The sequence below is a fragment of the Streptomyces sp. CMB-StM0423 genome (assembly GCF_002847285.1).
Taxonomy (GTDB): Bacteria; Actinomycetota; Actinomycetes; order Streptomycetales; family Streptomycetaceae; genus Streptomyces.
Genome location: NZ_CP025407.1, coordinates 4,171,956 through 4,189,702 on the forward strand (window position 1 = coordinate 4,171,956; position 17,747 = coordinate 4,189,702).

The 17,747-nt window shown below is 71.9% G+C and carries 13 protein-coding genes; 4 read left to right on the plus strand and 9 right to left on the minus strand.

The window, feature by feature from the left end; translation table 11 throughout:
• The first annotated feature begins 136 nt into the window (after window positions 1–136).
• From CXR04_RS18130 to CXR04_RS18140, 3 genes are all read left to right on the plus strand, one after another.
• Window positions 137–1,180, plus strand: a complete 1,044-nt coding sequence (locus CXR04_RS18130; protein WP_101423431.1) for a ParA family protein — start codon at window positions 137–139, stop codon at window positions 1,178–1,180.
• Window positions 1,177–2,277 carry a ParB/RepB/Spo0J family partition protein gene (locus CXR04_RS18135; protein ID WP_199850480.1) on the plus strand — a complete coding sequence of 367 codons (1,101 nt, stop codon included), beginning with the start codon at window positions 1,177–1,179 and terminating at the stop codon, window positions 2,275–2,277. The genes CXR04_RS18130 and CXR04_RS18135 overlap by 4 nt, the downstream gene beginning before the upstream one ends.
• A gap of 124 nt (window positions 2,278–2,401) precedes the next feature.
• Complete coding sequence (locus tag CXR04_RS18140) at window positions 2,402–3,019, plus strand: GNAT family N-acetyltransferase (RefSeq protein ID WP_101423432.1); 618 nt, start codon at window positions 2,402–2,404, stop codon at window positions 3,017–3,019.
• A 114-nt stretch (window positions 3,020–3,133) separates the two neighbouring features.
• Here CXR04_RS18140 and trxA read toward each other — a convergent pair whose 3' ends face one another.
• The 7 genes from trxA to CXR04_RS18175 form a co-directional block, all read right to left on the minus strand.
• Complete coding sequence (gene trxA, locus CXR04_RS18145; RefSeq protein ID WP_346429540.1) at window positions 3,134–3,493, minus strand: thioredoxin; 360 nt, start codon at window positions 3,491–3,493, stop codon at window positions 3,134–3,136.
• 12 nt (window positions 3,494–3,505) lie between these two features.
• The gene (trxB, locus tag CXR04_RS18150; protein WP_101423433.1) at window positions 3,506–4,483 is read right to left on the minus strand and encodes a thioredoxin-disulfide reductase; all 978 of its coding nucleotides are present in this window, start codon (window positions 4,481–4,483) and stop codon (window positions 3,506–3,508) included.
• A 120-nt stretch (window positions 4,484–4,603) separates the two neighbouring features.
• A complete protein-coding gene (locus tag CXR04_RS18155) occupies window positions 4,604–5,545 on the minus strand; it encodes a hypothetical protein (RefSeq protein WP_101423434.1) in 942 nt (313 codons plus the stop codon).
• Complete coding sequence (sigM, locus tag CXR04_RS18160; RefSeq protein ID WP_101423435.1) at window positions 5,542–6,228, minus strand: RNA polymerase sigma factor SigM; 687 nt, start codon at window positions 6,226–6,228, stop codon at window positions 5,542–5,544. The genes CXR04_RS18155 and sigM overlap by 4 nt, the downstream gene beginning before the upstream one ends.
• A gap of 34 nt (window positions 6,229–6,262) precedes the next feature.
• Window positions 6,263–8,083: a protein kinase family protein gene (locus CXR04_RS18165; protein ID WP_101423436.1), complete on the minus strand. Its 1,821-nt coding sequence runs from the start codon at window positions 8,081–8,083 to the stop codon at window positions 6,263–6,265.
• A 111-nt stretch (window positions 8,084–8,194) separates the two neighbouring features.
• Window positions 8,195–11,026 (minus strand): murein biosynthesis integral membrane protein MurJ, encoded by a 2,832-nt coding sequence (murJ, locus tag CXR04_RS18170; protein ID WP_101423437.1) that lies wholly within the window; start codon window positions 11,024–11,026, stop codon window positions 8,195–8,197.
• Between the two features lie 48 nt (window positions 11,027–11,074).
• Window positions 11,075–13,465 (minus strand): DUF6049 family protein, encoded by a 2,391-nt coding sequence (locus CXR04_RS18175; RefSeq protein ID WP_101423438.1) that lies wholly within the window; start codon window positions 13,463–13,465, stop codon window positions 11,075–11,077.
• Between the two features lie 232 nt (window positions 13,466–13,697).
• On the opposite strand from CXR04_RS18175, the gene CXR04_RS18180 reads away from it, so the two are divergent.
• Window positions 13,698–15,158, plus strand: a complete 1,461-nt coding sequence (locus CXR04_RS18180) for a CCA tRNA nucleotidyltransferase (RefSeq protein WP_101423439.1) — start codon at window positions 13,698–13,700, stop codon at window positions 15,156–15,158.
• Between the two features lie 61 nt (window positions 15,159–15,219).
• Here the strand turns inward: CXR04_RS18180 and CXR04_RS18185 are convergent, their stop codons facing one another.
• Window positions 15,220–16,554, minus strand: coding sequence for an MFS transporter (locus CXR04_RS18185; protein WP_199850481.1), 1,335 nt, complete (start codon window positions 16,552–16,554; stop codon window positions 15,220–15,222).
• Window positions 16,555–16,638: 84 nt separating this feature from the next.
• On the minus strand, window positions 16,639–17,721 hold the full coding sequence (locus tag CXR04_RS18190) for an inositol-3-phosphate synthase (protein WP_101423441.1): 1,083 nt from the start codon (window positions 17,719–17,721) through the stop codon (window positions 16,639–16,641).
• Between the last annotated feature and the right edge of the window lie 26 nt (window positions 17,722–17,747).

Consider the following 17,747-nt stretch of genomic DNA (forward strand, 5'->3'; position numbering starts at 1 on the left):
GTTTCACGTGAAACATCGTTCGTTGCTCCCCGGGATCCTCAGCCGAGGACGCGGTGCCGTAGAGGCCCGCGAGTCGGCTGTGGATAAGGAATCATCCACAGGAGAACGGGCCTCGCTGGTTCGCGACCCCGAAAGCATGGCAGGCTCTGTGCAGTGCGAGTCTGAAGTCGAGGAGAGTGAATCCTTGCGGTCCGACGCCAATGTCGCGGGGCCGATGGCCGATCCGGTCCCCGGTCCCCGCTCCGAATCGGCGGATGTTTCACGTGAAACACCGCCTCCGATGGACGACACTCCGATCGGCCGTGCCGCTCAACTCGCCGTAGAGGCGCTCGGGCGGGCCGGTCAGGGTCTGCCGCGCCCCGAGCGGACCCGCGTGATGGTCGTCGCCAACCAGAAGGGTGGGGTCGGCAAGACCACCACCACGGTCAACCTGGCGGCATCACTGGCCCTGCACGGGGCCCGGGTGCTGGTCATCGACCTCGATCCGCAGGGCAATGCCTCGACTGCACTGGGCGTCGACCATCACGCGGAGGTGCCGTCGGTCTACGACGTGCTGGTGGAGGCCAGGCCGCTGGCCGAGGTGGTGCAGCCGGTCCCCGATATCGAGGGGCTGTTCTGTGCGCCGGCGACGATCGATCTCGCGGGCGCGGAGATCGAGTTGGTCTCGCTGGTGGCGCGGGAGAGCCGGCTGAAGCGGGCGATCGACGCCTACGAGCAGCCGTTGGACTACATCCTCATCGACTGCCCGCCCTCGCTGGGCCTGTTGACCGTCAACGCGATGGTGGCGGGCAACGAGGTGCTCATCCCCATCCAGTGCGAGTACTACGCGCTGGAAGGGCTGGGCCAACTGCTCCACAACGTCGACCTGGTGCGCGGGCATCTCAACCCCCGGCTCCATGTGTCGACGATCCTCCTCACGATGTACGACGGGAGGACGCGCCTGGCCTCCCAGGTGGCGGACGAGGTCCGCGGTCACTTCGGCAACGAGGTGCTGAGGACCAGCATCCCGCGCTCGGTGCGTATCTCCGAGGCACCGAGCTACGGACAGACGGTCCTCACCTACGATCCGGGGTCGAGCGGCTCGCTCTCCTATCTGGAGGCGGCCCGCGAGATGGCTCTGCGCGGTATGCCCAGACAGGGCGAAGCTCATCACGAGCGGCACGACGGAGGGGCTCAGTGACGGAACGACGCAGAGGGCTGGGTCGCGGGCTGGGGGCGCTGATCCCCGCCGCTCCCACTCCCGCCGATGACTCGGGACCGCTGGTCGGCGGCGCCACCATGTCGCCGGGAGCGGTGCCGGTCATAGTGTCGGAGCGGGCGCCGCAGCCCGAGGCACAGGGGTACGAGGAGCAGGTGCCGCCGGAGCACGCCTACGAGGCGCCGCCGGCCGTCGAGGGTGCCGCGGACAGCGGCGAAGTGGCCGGTGCGCACTTCGCCGAGGTTCCGCTGGACGCCATCACGCCGAACCCGCGGCAGCCCCGCGAGGTGTTCGACGAGGACTCCCTCGCCGAACTGGTCACCTCCATCCAGGAGGTCGGCCTCCTCCAGCCGGTCGTCGTCCGCCGGCTGGGCTCGGACCGCTATGAGCTGGTCATGGGTGAGCGCCGCTGGCGTGCCTGCCGCGAGGCGGGCATGGAGCGGATTCCCGCGATCGTCCGCGCCACGGACGACGAGAAGCTCCTCCTGGACGCGCTGCTCGAGAACCTGCATCGAGCACAGCTCAACCCGCTGGAAGAGGCAGCCGCCTACGACCAGTTGCTGCGGGACTTCGAGTGCACGCACGACCAGCTCGCCGACCGGATCGGCCGCTCCCGTCCCCAGGTCTCCAACACGCTGCGGCTGCTGCGGCTCTCGCCGCCCGTGCAGCGGCGGGTGGCGGCCGGGGTGATCTCGGCGGGTCATGCGCGGGCGCTGCTGTCCGTGGAGGACGCCAGCGAGCAGGACCGGCTGGCGCACCGCATCGTGGCCGAGGGGCTGTCGGTGCGGGCCGTCGAGGAGATCGTGACCCTGATGGCGTCGGAGCCCAAGACCGGGCGCCGGCCGAAGGCGCCGCGAGCGGGCAACCGGATGTCGCCGGCGCTGACCGACCTGGCGTCCCGGCTCTCCGACCGCTTCGAGACCCGGGTGAAGGTCGACCTGGGGCAGAAGAAGGGGAAGATCGTCGTCGAGTTCGCCTCGATAGAGGATCTGGAGCGCATCCTCGGGTCGATGGCGCCCGGCGAGGGCAGGGTGCTGGAGAAGAAGCTGAGCGACGAGGACGCCGACGAGGACGAGTGACCCCTCCCCCTCCCGATCCTCACGAGACAGGCCGCGGATGCAATCCGCGGCCTGTTTTGTCGTCTCCGGATACGATGCATACGGGTATCGAGGGGGATGCCGGTGAAGGAGAGGATCGGGCTGCATGGGGCGAAGGCTCGTACCGCTCACCCTGGACAATCTCCCGGACTTCCCCAGGCGTTGCCGCTCGTGTGTTTTCTGGGAGCTGGATCCCGTCAGCGGTGAGGCCGCTGCCAAGTCCGGGCACCCGGAGCGGGAGAAGGAAGCCTGGATCTCCTCCGTCCTGCTGGAGTGGGGCTCCTGTGGCCGGGTCCTCTACGTCGACGATGTGCCGGCCGGCTTCGTGATGTACGCCCCGCCCGCCTACGTGCCCCGCTCCCTCGCCTTCCCGACGAGCCCGGTATCGGCGGACGCCGTCCAGCTCATGACCGCGTGGCTGAACCCCGGATATCAGGGGCAGGGCCTGGGCCGGACCCTCGTCCAGACCGTCGCGAAGGATCTGCTGCGCCGGGGCGTCAAAGCCGTCGAGGCGTTCGGAGACGCGGCCTGGAAGGAGCCCGCGTGCGTCCTCCCGGCGGATCATCTGGTGGCGGTCGGCTTCAAGACCGTACGGCCCCACTACCGCCATCCCCGGATGCGGCTGGAGCTGCGCTCCGCTATCTCCTGGAAGGAGGACGTGGAGCTGGCGCTCGACAAGCTGCTCGGGGGTGCGCGCAAGGATCCAGTGCTGCGGCCGCTCTGACCCGCTTCCCGGCATGACGAAGGGCCCGTCCCCACGGGGACGGGCCCTTCGTCATGCCAGCGGCTGCGTTTCACGCGGCACGCGCACGTTTCACGTGAAACGAGGGCTGCTGCGTCAGCCGATGAACTCGCTGAGGTCGCGCTCCAGGGCAGTCTTCGGCTTGGCGCCGACGATGGTCTTCACGACCTCGCCACCCTGGTAGACGTTCATCGTCGGGATCGACATGATGCCGTACTTCGCGGCCGTCGCCGGGTTCTCGTCGATGTTGAGCTTGACGATGGTGATCTTCTCGGGGTTCTCCGCGGCGATGGCCTCCAGCGACGGAGCGATCTGGCGGCACGGGCCGCACCAGGCAGCCCAGAAGTCGACCAGTACGGGCTTGTCGCTCTTGAGAACCTTCTCCTCGAAGTCCGCATCGGTTGCGGTCACCGTGGCACCGGCCATGGCGTACTCCTTACGTCGTTGTGCGTTGATGGCTGCTCGGTCTCAGACGGCGTCTGCGACCTTCTCCGGCTCCGCCGACTTCTCCTTGTCGGCGATCGCGGCGAGGTAGCGCTCGGCGTCCAGCGCCGAAGAGCAACCCGTCCCGGCGGCGGTGATCGCCTGGCGGTAGGTGTGGTCGACAACGTCGCCCGATGCGAAGACCCCGGCGAGGTTGGTACGGGTGGAGGGGGCGTCGACCGTGAGATAGCCCTCCCCGTCCAGCTCCAACTGTCCCTTGAACAGCTCCGTGCGCGGGTCGTGCCCGATGGCGATGAACAGACCCGTGACCGCGATCTCGGACTCCTCGCCGGTCTTGGTGTTCCTGAGGGTCAGACCGGAGAGCTTGTCGCCGCCCTGGATGGCGGAGACTTCGCTGTCCCAGATGAACGAGATCTTCGGGTCCGCGAAGGCCCGCTCCTGCATCGCCTTGCTGGCGCGCAGGCTGTCCCGGCGGTGGACGACCGTGACGCTCTTGGCGAAGCGGGAGAGGAACGTGGCCTCCTCCATCGCGGTGTCGCCACCGCCGACGACCACGATGTCCTGCTCGCGGAAGAAGAAGCCGTCACAGGTGGCACACCACGAGATGCCCCGTCCGGACAGCTCGTCCTCACGGGGCAGCCCCAGCTTGCGGTGCTGCGACCCGGTGGAGACGATCACGGTCCGCGCACGGTGCACCGTGCCCGCGGTGTCGGTGACGGTCTTGATGTCGCCGGTGAGGTCCACGGACACCACGTCGTCGGGGACGAGCTCGGCGCCGAAGCGCTCCGCCTGTGCCCGCATGTTGTCCATCAGATCCGGGCCCATGATCCCTTCGCGGAACCCCGGGAAGTTCTCCACGTCCGTGGTGTTCATGAGCGCGCCACCCGCGGTGACGGCGCCTTCGAAGACCAGCGGCTGCAGCGCGGCGCGGGCGGTGTACAGCGCGGCGGTATAGCCCGCCGGCCCCGAGCCGATGATGATCACGTTGCGAACGTCGCTCACGGACTCTTCCTTGTCTACGACCGGCTGCCTGAAGGGGCGGGGACCGCTTGCGTCCTGTCCCTCTCACCCCACCCAACGGATCCTACGGGCCGGACATTCCCGCGGGTGGGTGGGCGCGGCTCAGGGTCGCTGGAAGGTGTCGCGGTGCAGAATCTCGCCCGGCTGGTCCGGGGAGGCTGCGCAGGAAGAATCCACCACGTAGGCGTCCACTCGCTGAGCGTCGCCGGAGTGGGGCAGCACGACGACGTACACGGGTGTTCCCTCGTACGTGTCGGTCTCGGCCGCGAGGGGCGCCTCGGTGCGGTTGACGGCGGCCCGGACGCACTCGGGCATCTGCGGGTCGTCCCCCTCGGCGACGAACGGGTCGTCGCCGCTGTTGGCCGTGCCCTGGCCGGCGCCGCCGCCCTCGCGCCGCTCGGGCTGCTGGAGCATGCCGAGGACCCGGGACTCCAGCGAGCCGTCACTCAGCGGCCCCTGGCCGGCGTCGCTCGGTGCGACCTTCGGGGAGTTCCCCCGGGACTGCTCTTGGCTGGCCGTCATGTCTGCGGCGCTGTCGTCGTTGCCGCCCATGTCCGGGAGCTGGAAGAGGACGACGGTGAGCGCGACGAGCGCGGCCGCCCCCGCGGCGCCGAGGAGGGTGCGGGGCCAGCGCCGGGCGCGCCGGCCGGGGCCGGTGGCGTCCGCGCGGTGCGCGGCGGGCCGGCGGTGCGAGCGGCTGGGTCGTGTTTCACGTGAAACGGCCTCGCGCGGCGCGGGCACCTGGGTCGCCTGCGGCGCGGTTTCACGTGAAACATCAGCGTCGTAGCGCGCTTCGGCCGCCAACGCGGCGTCGATACGCCCCGCGATATCGGCCGGCATCGGGGCGGGCTCCGGGAAGCTGCCGAGGAGCCCGCGTACGCCGTCGAGGGCCTCCCGGCTCTCACGGCAGGTGGCGCACGCGTCGAGATGGTGGTGGAGCTGCTGTGTGCGGGCGGGGGAGGTCAGGCCCTCGGCGAGGTCGGCCAGTTCCTCCACCTCCGGGTGCCCGTCGTCGGCGCCGGAGGACTGCGGGGGCTGCGTCATGGCTTCTCACCTCCACCCTTCGCCGCGCGTACGTCGTTCTGCTCTGCCGTCGGTGGGACGGATGTCCCCTGCGCCGGGTTCCGTCCGCCCGCCCCGGAGTCGGCGGCGGACAGCCGCAGATGACGTACGAGAGGGAGGAGACGGGCCCGACCGCGGGCGCAGCGGCTCTTCACGGTACCCGCGGGAACGCCGAGGATGTCGGCGGCCTCCGCGACGGGATAGCCCGCCATGTCGACGAGCACCAGGGCGGCCCGCTGCTCCACGGGCAGGGTCGCCAGCGCCTCGCGTAGCTCCCGGCCGGTGTCCTCCCGCTCCGCGGGCGCCTCAGCGGACTCCTCCGGCTCCAGCAACTGCTCGAAGTGCTCGGTATCCGCGACCGGTGCCGCGCGGCGGCTGGCGGCCTTGCGAGCCCGGTCCAGGCAGGCGTTCACGGTGATGCGGTGCAGCCAGGTGGTGACGGCGGACTGGCCGCGGAAGGTGTGCGCCGCGCGGAACGCGGAGAGCAGCGCGTCCTGCACCGCGTCCGCGGCCTCCTCGCGGTCGCCGAGAGTGCGGAGCGCCACGGCCCACAGCCGGTCCCGGTGGCGCCGGACGATCTCGGCGAAGGCGTGCGGGTCCTCACCGGAGACATGGCGGGCGAGGAGTGTGCGGTCGTCGACGTCGCCGCCGCTGGCGTTCTCCAACGCCGACCCCTCCCCCTGGTCGAGTACTGCGCGCTCAGCTCCGAATCTGGATGTCGGAGATCTTGCCACGGAAGTTGCCCTCGTTCGACGGCGGAATCTCCGTGAGCCACAGCAGAACGTACTGGGTGACGACCGGCTTGGTGGGCTTGAGCGTCAGATTGGTGCCGTCCGCCGCGTCGAACTCCTCGAAGCCGGCGAGGTCCGTCGGCATCGACGCCGTGTCCTGCGGGGTGGCCATGGCCGTCAGCTTGCTGTCGCCGATGAGGGACACCTTCACGCTGCCCACGCGCTTGGGCTCACCGAGGTCCAGGACCAGCCCGACGCCCTCCTTGAGGTTCCCGAAGACCGCGCTGGTGTACCACTTGGTCTCCCAGTAGCTCGACGGGTCGGAGTCGAAGGCCGCGGCCACGCTGCTCGGGGACTCGCTGCCGGTGCCGTACGGGTCGAAGTCCCGGGCGCTCTCGATCTCCACCGGCTTGCCGCCCTCGCGGCCGCTGCCGGAGCCCCCGCCCCCGCCGCCGGGCTGCGCCGCGGAGTTCCCGGTGTCGCCGCCGCTGCCGTCGTGGTTGATGAGAGCGTCGGCGAGCTGCCAACTGCCGAGGGCGAGCGCGACGATCAGCAGCACGGACACGCACCACTTCACGGCCTTCCCGGTCCGCCCGGGCAGCGTGGGCGGGGCGGGCGGCGGCACGGCGGCGACGTGGCGCGTGGGTGGCCCGCCGGGGCGGCCGCCGCTCTGCGCGTAGCCCTGCTGGTACGTCGTCTGCTGATACGGCGCGGACCGCGGGTACTGCGGCTCCGGCGGGCGGATGCGCGGCAGCTCGGCGCAGGCGGCGCTCAGTTCCGCGGGCGTCGTACACGGCCGCGGGTGCGCCGCGGCGGCGGGGGAGCCGGCCGCGAGCGCGCGCATCGCCAGCTCCGACAGCCCGCGGTGCACCCCCGCGCGCACCTTCTCCGGCGCGATGAGGCCCACGTGCTTGGGCAGCCCTGCCAGCCCGTAGGCGTCCCCTTCGTACGGCCAGCGGCCCGTCAGCGCGGCGTACAGCAGCGCGCCGACGGCCTCGGTGTCGGTGTGCTGCGGATCGTCCGCCTCGGTGCCGTGCAGCGCCGCGTGGACGGACAGCCCGCGGATGCGCCACTGCCCGCTGCCCGTCCGCAGCACGGCCGACGGGGTGAGCCTCAGGTGCGCGAGGTCGTTGCGGTGGGCGGCGGCCAGCGCCTGGGAGACCTGCGTGACGAGTTCGTACGCCTCGTGCGGCTCCATCGGCGCGCCGCCGGCGAGCAGCGTGGACAACTCGGTGGCGTCGGGGAGCCATTCGTGGACCACGTAGACGACGTTGTCCTCCTCGACGGCGTCGAGGACCTGGACGAAGCGCGGGTCGCCGATGAGAGCCGCGGCGCGGGCGGCGTCGAGCACGGCCTCGGCGCGGTCGTGCCCGGCGGCCAGGACGTGGACGCCGACGGCCCGGCGGAGCTTCTCGTCGACCGCGCGCCAACTGCTGAAGCCGTCGAGGCGGGTGACGCACTCCTCCAGCCGGTAGCGGTCGGCGAGCTTGTGGCCGCTGTGCATGTCGGCGACGGGAACGCCGGCCCGCGGCGGCTCCTCGGGCGCGGGCGGCTCCTCGGCGGGGGCGTCCGCGGCAGGAGGTTCCCCGGCGGTCGGCTGCGCGTCACCGGCGTCCGTCTCGGCGGCTTCCGCGGCGCCGGAGCCGGGGGCTGCCGCGGCGGGAGCCTCGGCAGCGGGCGTCTCCGCGGCGCCCGTTGGGTCTTCCGTGTCCGCCGCCCCAGTCGTGTCGGCCGCATCGCTGCGGTCGGCCGCCGAGCCGTCGACGGCTGCCGTGCTCCGTTCCGCCACCGCCGTTCCTGCCTCCCCAACTCTCGTGTCGTACAGCCGCGCCATGACAATTGTGCCCACAGCCTCACGTCATCCACGACACACGGCGATGACGGAAGGTTGTGCCCCCGGTTACCGGCCGAGGCGGCCGCGGACCATCCCCATCATCGCGTTCAGCTCCTGGATCCGCATCCGCCGGGCGGCCACGTAGAAGATCGCGCCGAGGACGAGCGAGCCGGCGACGAGCGCCGCGAGGGACCCCGTGACGCCCTCGCCGAGCTTGTCCGTCACGGCCCACGCGGTCGCGCCGCCGGCGAGCGCCGCCGGGATGCTGGCACCGATGAGGCGGGCGTACGTGCGCACGACGTGGGTGCCGTCCAGGTCGTTGGTCCCCATCCGCTGCTTCAGCCGCCGCCAGGCGACGCCGACGCCGACCATGTAGGCGACGCCGTAGCAGGCGGCCATGCCGATGACCGCGTGCCGGTCGGGCAGCAGGAGGAAGGAGATCGCCGAGCCGGTCGCGAAGACGGCGGCGACGATCAGGGTGTTGTAGAAGGGCGTGCGGGTGTCCTCGTAGGCGTAGAAGCCGCGCAGGACGACGTACTGCACGGAGAAGGGGATCAGCCCGAGGCCGAAGGCCATCAGGACGTATCCGATCGAGGTGGCGGCGTCGCTGCCGACCGCGGCGAACAGCAGGGTGCACATCGGGATGCCGAGCGCGACGAGCGCGAAGGCGATCGGCACGATGGCGACGGCCGAGGTGCGCAGGCCGTGCGAGATGTCGTCGCGCACCGCGTTGGGGTCGCCGTCGGAGGCGGCCCGGGAGATGCGCGGGAGCATCGCGGCCATCACCGACACCGTGATGATCGCCTGCGGCATCTGCCAGATCAGCAGCGCGTTCTGGAAGGCCATGATGCCGGTGCCCTTGTGGCCCACCTCGGCGGCGGACTCGCCGGCCCAGGTGGCGAGCTGGGTGACGACGAGCATGCCGGCCTGGTTGGCGAGGACGAAGAGGAACGTCCACTTGGCGAGCTTGGCCGCCTTGCCGAGGCCGTGGCCCTTCCAGTCGAAGCGCGGCCGGATCTTGAAGCCCGTCTGCCGCAGGTACGGGATCATCGCCAGCGACTGCACCACGAGGCCCAGCAGCGTGCCGACGCCGAGGAGCCGCACGCCCTCCGCCGGGATGGTGGTCTCGTCCATCGCCGAGGAGTCGGAGGTGCCGTAGACCCAGAGGAAGAGGCCGAAGGTGGCGATGATGACGATGTTGTTGAGGACCGGCGTCCACATCATCGGGCCGAAGCTGCCGCGCGCGTTGAGGATCTGCCCCATCACCACGTGGATGCCCATGAAGAAGATGGTGGGCAGGCAGTACTGCGCGAAGGTGATCGCGACCTCGTTGGAGTGCGGGTTGTCGGCGATCTTCACCGACATCGCGCGGATGAGCAGCGGGGCGGCGAACACGGCGACGAGGACCATCCCGCCGAGGATCACCGAGACGAGGGTCAGCAGCCGGTTCGCGTAGGCGATGCCGCCGTCGGGGTCGTTCTTCATCGCGCGCACGAGCTGCGGGACGAAGACGGAGTTGAGGCCGCCGCCGATGGTGAGGATGTAGATCATCGTCGGCAGCGTGTAGGCGACGGTGTACGTGTCGCCGAGGACCGCGACGCCGAGGGCCGCGGAGATCACCAGCGTGCGCAGGAACCCCGTGATGCGCGAGACGAGGGTGCCCGCGGCCATGACGGCGCTGGAGCGCGCCAGGCTCGCGACGCGGCCGCCGCGGCGCTGCGGCGGTACGGGCGCGGGCGCCGCGGGCTGCGGCTGGAGGCCCAGCGGCGGCGGCTGCGGGGCGCGCTGGTCGCGGAAGAGGTGGGCGAAGGCGTCCGGCTCCGGCTGCGCCGGCCGGCCGGCCCCGGTGACGAGGTCGTCGACGCCGACGAACTGCGTGGTCTCGTCGCCGTAGCGCAGGTGCCGGGTGGGGCCGTCGGGCTCGGGCGCGGGCGGGTCGGCCCACTGGCGGGGGTCCGTGCGGTAGTGCGGCGAGGGCGGCTGCTGGTACGGCGGCTGGGCGGCGGGCTGGCTGCCCGCGGGCGGCGGGGGGTGGGCGGCGTGGTCGTAGAACGCGTCGCCGAGGGGGTCGGCGCGCTGCTGGTACGGGTCGGGCGCGTAGGCGTCCTGGAGGTACGGGTCGTGGGAGTAGGGCGCTGACGGGCCGGCCGCGGCCTGGCCGTACGGGGCCCGGGGGTCGGCGTGCGGGTGCTGCGGCTGCCCGCCCTGGGGGTGGTGCGGCTGCTGCGGGTAGTGCGGGGCCCGGGGGTCGCTCTGCTGGTACGGGGAGCGCGGGTCGTGCGGTGCCTGCGGGGCGGCGGCCTGGGGGCCGGCGGCGTACGGATCGGCGGGGCGGCCGTACGGGTCCGCGGGCGGGCCGTAGGGGTCCTGGCCCGGCCTGCCGTACGGGTCGGGCGCGTGCTGGCCCCCGGGCTGCTGCCCCTGGTGCGCGGGGGGCGCGGGGGGCGCGGGCCGGCCGTACTGATCGGGGTGGCCCTGCTGCGGGGGCCCGCCGTGCTGCGGCGGCTGCGGCTGCCCGTAGTGGGGCTGCTGACCGGGCTGACCGGGCTGTGCGGGCTGTGCGTATTGGCCGTGCTGGCCGGGCTGCGCGTACGGGTCCTGAGCCCCCGGGTGGGCCTGGGGCGGGTGCTGGGCGTAGGCGTCGGGAGCGGCGGGCTGTCCGTAGTGGCCCGGGGCGCCCTGGCCGTACGGGTCGGCGGCGGGCGGGGCGTAGTGCTCCTGCGGGTACTGCGCGTACGGGTCCTGGACGGGCTGCGCGTAGGGGTCGGGCGCGTACGGATCGGCGTTCTGCTGGTCGGCCGGGGACTGCTGGTGGGCAGGCGGAGGCGACCCGGCGGGCGGAAGGTTCGCGGGATCGCCGGTGCCCTGACTGCGGTCACCGTCGTACGGCGCGTTCATCGACACCCCACAAGGGTCATGGCCGGCCTGGAAACGGCCTGGTCGCTCTCACCGCTCCACTCTCTCACTGGCACCCGACCGGGCACCGCTTTCGGTGTCGGTGTCGTCGGCGCGGTCGCCCCCGGTGAGGTGCGTTCCGTGTGCCTCCTTGTCGGCTTCCCCGGTATCGCCGTCGCTACCGGGATCCGCCGAGTCCTCCGGGCTCCCGGCACCGCCGGTGCCGCCGTCCCCGTCCCCGTCTCCGTCCTCTTCCCCGTTCCCGTCCGCCTCGTCGCCCGCCTCTGCCGTCCGGGCGGCGCGCTTGCGCTGCGAGTACATGCGTACCCCGGCGAGGACGAGCAGCAGGATCCCGGCGCCGATGACGAGCAGCACCGTGGAGGTGATGGACGTCACCTCCACCTGGAAGGTCTTCGCCGCGCCGAAGGGCTTGCCGTCCGCGGTGTAGAGCTGGGCGGTGATGGTCACCGGGCCGCTGGCCCGCGCGGACGCCTCGAACTTCACCGAGGTGCTGTGGCCGCCCGCCACCTCGATGGACTGCCGCTCCTCCTCGATCCGCAGCCGGCTGGGCACGTCCGACGTCAGCCGCAGCTCCAGCCCGCGGACGTTCTGCAGGAGGTTGTTCTGCACCGTCACCGGGATCGTGCCGCTGTTGCCGGACAGCGTGAGGTCCGACTTGTCGATGAGCTGCACCTGCGAGGTGATGTCCTCCAGGTAACCCTGCACCTCCCGCCGGAACGCCTCCGCCTCCGGCTTGCGCCCGCGCCACTGCGTGGACATCTCGCGCAGCAGCGCGTTGCCGAAGGGGACGGTGACCCGGAGGCTGTCGTTGAGGATCTCGGAGAAGTCGTCGAGGTGCTGCCGGGTGTCGAGGATCCGCTCGAACGCCTCCCGCGGGATCTCCTGCTTCCGCAGCTTCTTCGGGTACGCCCCGGTGCCCGGCACCGTCCGGTTGGCGCCCGGGTCCGCCGGCTCCACCGCGGCGCTGCTGAGGTTGAGCGGCGTCATCCACGTGCTGGTATCGAGGTCGCCGAGCGCCTCCGCCATCGCCTGCACCTGGCCGAGCGTGGGGGTGCGCTGCGGCGCGACCACGATGCTGCGCTGCAGATTGGGCTGCTGCAGCGTCGTCACGAGGGTCTGGGCCAGGAACTCCTGGATGGCCAGGGAGTAGGTCTCCGCCCGGCTCATGTCCCCCTCGAAGGCCCGGGAGAGCTGGGCGTCGGCCACGAGCGCCGTCCGGCCGCCCCCGATGGGGCGGGCCGCGGTGGGCGTATACGACAGGCCGCTCTCGGTCATGCTGTCGCTGCGGGAGAGGATCCACTGCGCCCCGGCCGCGCCCGCGACGCCGACGATGCGCTTGTCGATCGCGCCCTCGGCGGGCCACGCGAGGTCGGTCTCCGGCTCCAGGTTGAGCTCCGACTCCACGGTCGTACGGCCCAGGGTGGTGGCGTCGCCGAGCTGGTCGAGGGTGCCGGAGACCTTGCGGCCGCGGTGGGCGATGGAGGCGAGGTCGGGGTCGCCGAAGGGCAGCGCGACGACCTCGCGGCCCTTCACGGCGTTCCGCAGGTCGGCCAGCCACTGCCGGGCGGTGGCCTGGCCCTTGCCTGGGACGGTCTCGCCGTCCTCGCCCACCACGTTGTACGCCTCCGTCATCGCGGATGCCGTGGCCAGCAGGTCCGGGTCGATGACCCACGTCACGGGCAGCTCCTCGCCGAGCGCGACCATCTGCTGCAGCCGGCCGCCGGGCTCCATCTGCTCCAGCAGGCGGTCGCTGGCGAGCACCGGCGTCTGCTGCTCGTCCGCCTCGGTGCGCGCGGTGAGCTGGGGGGTGGCGATGACGGGCCAGACGAAGGTGAGCCGGGTCTTCGTCGACAGGTCGTCGCGCTGCCAGGGCAGGAAGGTGTGCTCGATGCCGAGCACCTGCTCGTAGCCGGCGTCGGCGGAGGTGCCGCTGAGGGAGACCGCGAGCTGGTAGACGCCGGGCGCGTCCAGCGGCAGCCGGTTCACGGGGATCGTGATGCTGAAGTCGCGGCTCATGCCGGGAGCCAGGGTCTTCAGCTCCTCGGTGCCGGGGCCGTCGATCTCCGCCCCGTCGTAGTCCGAGATCCAGCCCGTGCGCTCGGTGGCCTGGGTGACCTCGCTGCGGCTCGTCAGCGGCCCGCTGAGGCGCAGGGAGACGTGCGGGTCGGTGATTTTGGCGTCGGTCTTGTTGGTGACCTTGCCGGAGACCGTGAGGTCGTCGCCCCCGGAGGGGACGGAGGGGTTCAGATAGTCCACGGACACGTTCACCGAGCGGGAGCCGGACGGCTGCGCGTGGGCCTCGCCCGCCGTCGGCACCTGCACGAGTGCGGCCGGCAGCAGCAGCGCCACGAGCAGCAGGGCGGTCAGCAGCCGCCGGTGGGCCGGGGGACGGGCGGGAGAGCCGCCCGGGGACCCGGTCAAATGTGCCAGCTCGGCCACGCGCTCGCCCGTCCTCATTGTCCTCGTGCCCGGCCCGCGGCCTTGTGCCGCCTGCCTTGGACCCCGATGGTAACGAGGTACGGGACGCCGGGTGGCGGGGACCGCGTCAACCCCCGGGCGGTCGGCCACCTGATCGACACCGGGGGCGTACGGAGAGGCCGCGGAGGGTGGCCAGTTGCGGTCCCGCGGCGCACGGGCCGTACCCTGTTCTGTTGTGCCGAATGCCCGCGAAGACCACCGAACCCAGCAGGCCACGCTCAGCCGTGCCCAGCGCAGTGCCGTCAGTGAACTGCTGCGCGTCTCCCCCGTCGCCGACGACCTGGCGCGCCGCTTCCAGGACGCCGGTGCCCGGCTGGCGCTGGTGGGCGGCTCCGTACGGGACGCGCTGCTCGGCCGGCTCGGCAACGATCTCGACTTCACCACCGACGCCCGCCCGGAGCGGGTGCTCGACATCGTCCGGCCATGGGCGGACGCGGTGTGGGAGGTCGGCATCGCGTTCGGCACCGTCGGCTGCCGCAAGGGGGATCTGCAGATCGAGATCACCACGTACCGCTCCGAGGCGTACGACCGGACGTCGCGCAAGCCCGAGGTGTCCTACGGCGACTCCATCGAGGAGGACCTCGTCCGCCGTGACTTCACGGTGAACGCGATGGCCGTGGCGCTGCCCGAGAAGGAGTTCGTCGACCCGCACGGCGGCCTGGACGACCTGGCGGCCCGGGTGCTGCGCACCCCCGGCACCCCGCAGGAGTCCTTCGGCGACGACCCGCTGCGGATGATGCGGGCCGCGCGGTTCGCGGCCCAGTTGGGCTTCGAGGTGGCGCCGGAGGTCGTCGCGGCGATGACGGACATGGCCGCGCGCATCGAGATCGTGTCCGCCGAGCGGGTGAGGGACGAGCTGAACAAGCTGGTCCTGGCCCCCCGCCCGCGCCTGGGGCTGCACCTCCTCGTCGACACCGGGCTGGCCGGGCACGTGCTGCCGGAGCTGCCCGCGCTGCGGCTGGAGCGCGACGAGCACCACCGGCACAAGGACGTCTACGAGCACTCCCTGATCGTGCTGGAGCAGGCCATCGCGCTGGAGGAGAACGGGCCCGACCTGGTGCTGCGGCTCGCAGCGCTGCTCCACGACATCGGCAAGCCGCGTACGCGTCGCTTCGAGGAGGACGGCCGGGTCTCCTTCCACCACCACGAGGTGGTGGGCGCCAAGATGACCAAGGCCCGGATGACGAAGCTGAAGTACGCCAACGACCAGATCAAGGACGTCTCCCGGCTGGTCGAGCTGCACCTGCGCTTCCACGGCTACGGCACCGGCGAGTGGACCGACTCCGCGGTGCGCCGTTATGTGCGCGACGCCGGGCCGCTACTGGAGCGGCTGCACAAGCTGACCCGCTCCGACTGCACCACGCGCAACAAGCGCAAGGCGCTGGCCCTGCAGCGCGCGTACGACGGGCTGGAGGAGCGCATCGCCCGGCTGCAGGCGCAGGAGGAGCTGGACGCGATCCGCCCGGACCTCGACGGCAACGAGATCATGAAGATCCTCGGCATCGGCCCCGGGCCGGCGGTCGGCGGCGCGTACCGGCACATGCTGGAGCTGCGGCTGGAGCACGGGCCGATGGGGCATGAGGCGGCGGTCGAGGCGCTGCGCGCGTGGTGGGCGGAGCAGAACCCGCCGGCGTAGGGCCTACGGTCCCGTAGGCCGGCGGCGTACGGGGACGGCGGCACCGACCCCGGCGCGGGCGTCACGTTTCACGTGAAACATGGGGCTCGGCGCCGCCCTCCAGGACCGGCGGATGCCCCGTCTCCGCGGGCGCGTGTTTCACGTGAAACATCGACAAGGCGACGCCTGCGAAGATCACCGAGACTCCCACCACCAGCACCGCCGAGCGCCCGTCCTTGGGCAGCAGCGCCGCCGCGGAGGCCGCAGCGCCCACGAAGGCGACGTTGAAGAGCATGTCGTAAAGGGAGAAGACCCGGCCGCGATAGGCGTCGTCCACCGACGACTGCACCACCGTGTCCGTCGTGATCTTGACGCCCTGCGTCGTCACCCCGAGGACGAACGCGGCGACCAGCATCGGCCCCGGCGCGAAGGACAGCGCCAGCACCGGCGTCAGCACCGCCGCCAGTGCCGCGCACAGCGTCATCCAGCCGGACCGGCCCAGCCGCGTCACCAGCGACGGCGTCACCACCGCCGCGACGAAGAACCCCAGCCCCGACAGCCCGACGGCCACACCGAGCAGCGCCATGCCGTCGTCCTCGCCGTCGGACCAGGCGTAGCGGCAGAGCATCAGCAGCATCACGGTCAGCGCGCCGAAGCAGAAGCGCATCAGGCTCATGGCGGACAGCGCCTGTGCCGCCTCGCGCCGCTCACGCAGATGCCGTACGCCCGCGACGAGCCCGCGAGCGGTGCTGGCGACCGCCGCCGTTATCCGCGGCAGCACCAGCTCCGGGTCCGGCCCCAGCGCCCCCGGCGCCATCCGCAGCGACGCCAGCGCCGCGCAGAGATACAGCCCCGAGCCGACCAGCACCGTCAGCGCGTCCGCCGTGCCCCCCTGGGGCCCGGCCAGCCCGACGAGGAAGGCGACGCCGCCGCCGGCGGTGGCGGCCAGCGTGCCCGCGGTCGGCGACAGGGAGTTGCCGACCACGAGCTGCTCCTCGGTGTCCACCACGCGCGGCAGCGCGGCGGAGAGCCCGGACAGCACGAAGCGGTTGACGGCGGTGACGGAGAGCGCGGACAGATAGAACAGCCAGTCGGGCACCCCGGCCAGCAGCAGCGCCGCCGTGCCCGCGGCGAAGACGGCGCGCAGCAGGTTCCCGTACAGCAGCACCTGCCGGCGCCGCCAGCGGTCCAGCAGCACGCCCGCGAAGGGGCCGACGAGCGAGTACGGCAGCAGCAGCACCGCCATCGCGGAGGCGATGGCGGCCGGCGAGGTCTGCCGCTCGGGGGAGAAGACCACGTACGCGGCGAGCGCCACCTGGTAGACGCCGTCGGCGCCCTGGGAGAGCAGCCGTACGGCCAGCAGCCGGCGGAAGCCGTGCAGCTTCAGCAGGCTGCGGAGGTCGCGGACAACGGGCATGGCGTTCAGCATCACATGCCCAGGGGCCCCGGGCTGCAGCCCGGGGCCCCTGAAGACGGCGAGTCGTCGGCGGTGGAGTGGCGCTCAGCGCTCGACTTCACCGCGGATGAACTTCTCCACGCTCTCCCGCGCCTCGTCGTCGAAGTACTGCACGGGCGGGGACTTCATGAAGTACGAGGACGCGGAGAGCACCGGGCCGCCGATGCCGCGGTCCTTGGCGATCTTCGCGGCGCGCAGCGCGTCGATGATGATGCCCGCGGAGTTCGGGGAGTCCCAGACCTCCAGCTTGTACTCCAGGTTGAGCGGCACCTCGCCGAAGGCGCGGCCCTCCAGGCGCACGTACGCCCACTTGCGGTCGTCTAGCCAGGCAACGTAGTCCGACGGGCCGATGTGCACGTTGTGCTCGCCCAGATCGCGGTCGGGGATCTGGGACGTGACGGCCTGGGTCTTGGAGATCTTCTTGGACTCCAGCCGGTCACGCTCCAGCATGTTCTTGAAGTCCATGTTGCCGCCGACGTTGAGCTGCATCGTACGGTCCAGGACGACGCCCCGGTCCTCGAACAGCTTCGCCATGACGCGGTGCGTGATGGTGGCACCGACCTGCGACTTGATGTCGTCGCCGACGATCGGCACGCCCGCCGCGGTGAACTTGTCCGCCCACTCCTTGGTGCCCGCGATGAACACCGGCAGCGCGTTGACGAAGCCCACCCCGGCGTCGATGGCGCACTGCGCGTAGAACTTCGCGGCGTCCTCGGAGCCCACCGGCAGGTAGCAGACCAGCACGTCGACCTGCCGGTCCCGCAGCACCTGCACGACGTCGACGGGCTCCTCGGCGGACTCCTCGATCGTCTCGCGGTAGTAGCGCCCGAGGCCGTCGAGCGTGTGGCCGCGCTGCACGGTCACGCCGCTGTTGGGCACGTCGCAGATCTTGATGGTGTTGTTCTCGCTCGCCCCGATGGCGTCGGCCAGGTCGAGGCCCACCTTCTTGGCGTCGACGTCGAACGCCGCGACGAACTCGACGTCACGGACGTGGTAGTCGCCGAACTGGACGTGCATCAGCCCGGGCACCCGGCTGCCCGGGGCGGCGTCCTTGTAGAACTCGACGCCCTGCACGAGGGACGCGGCGCAGTTGCCCACGCCGACGATGGCTACACGAACCGAACCCATTGACGGTTGCTCCCTGTTTTCGTTGA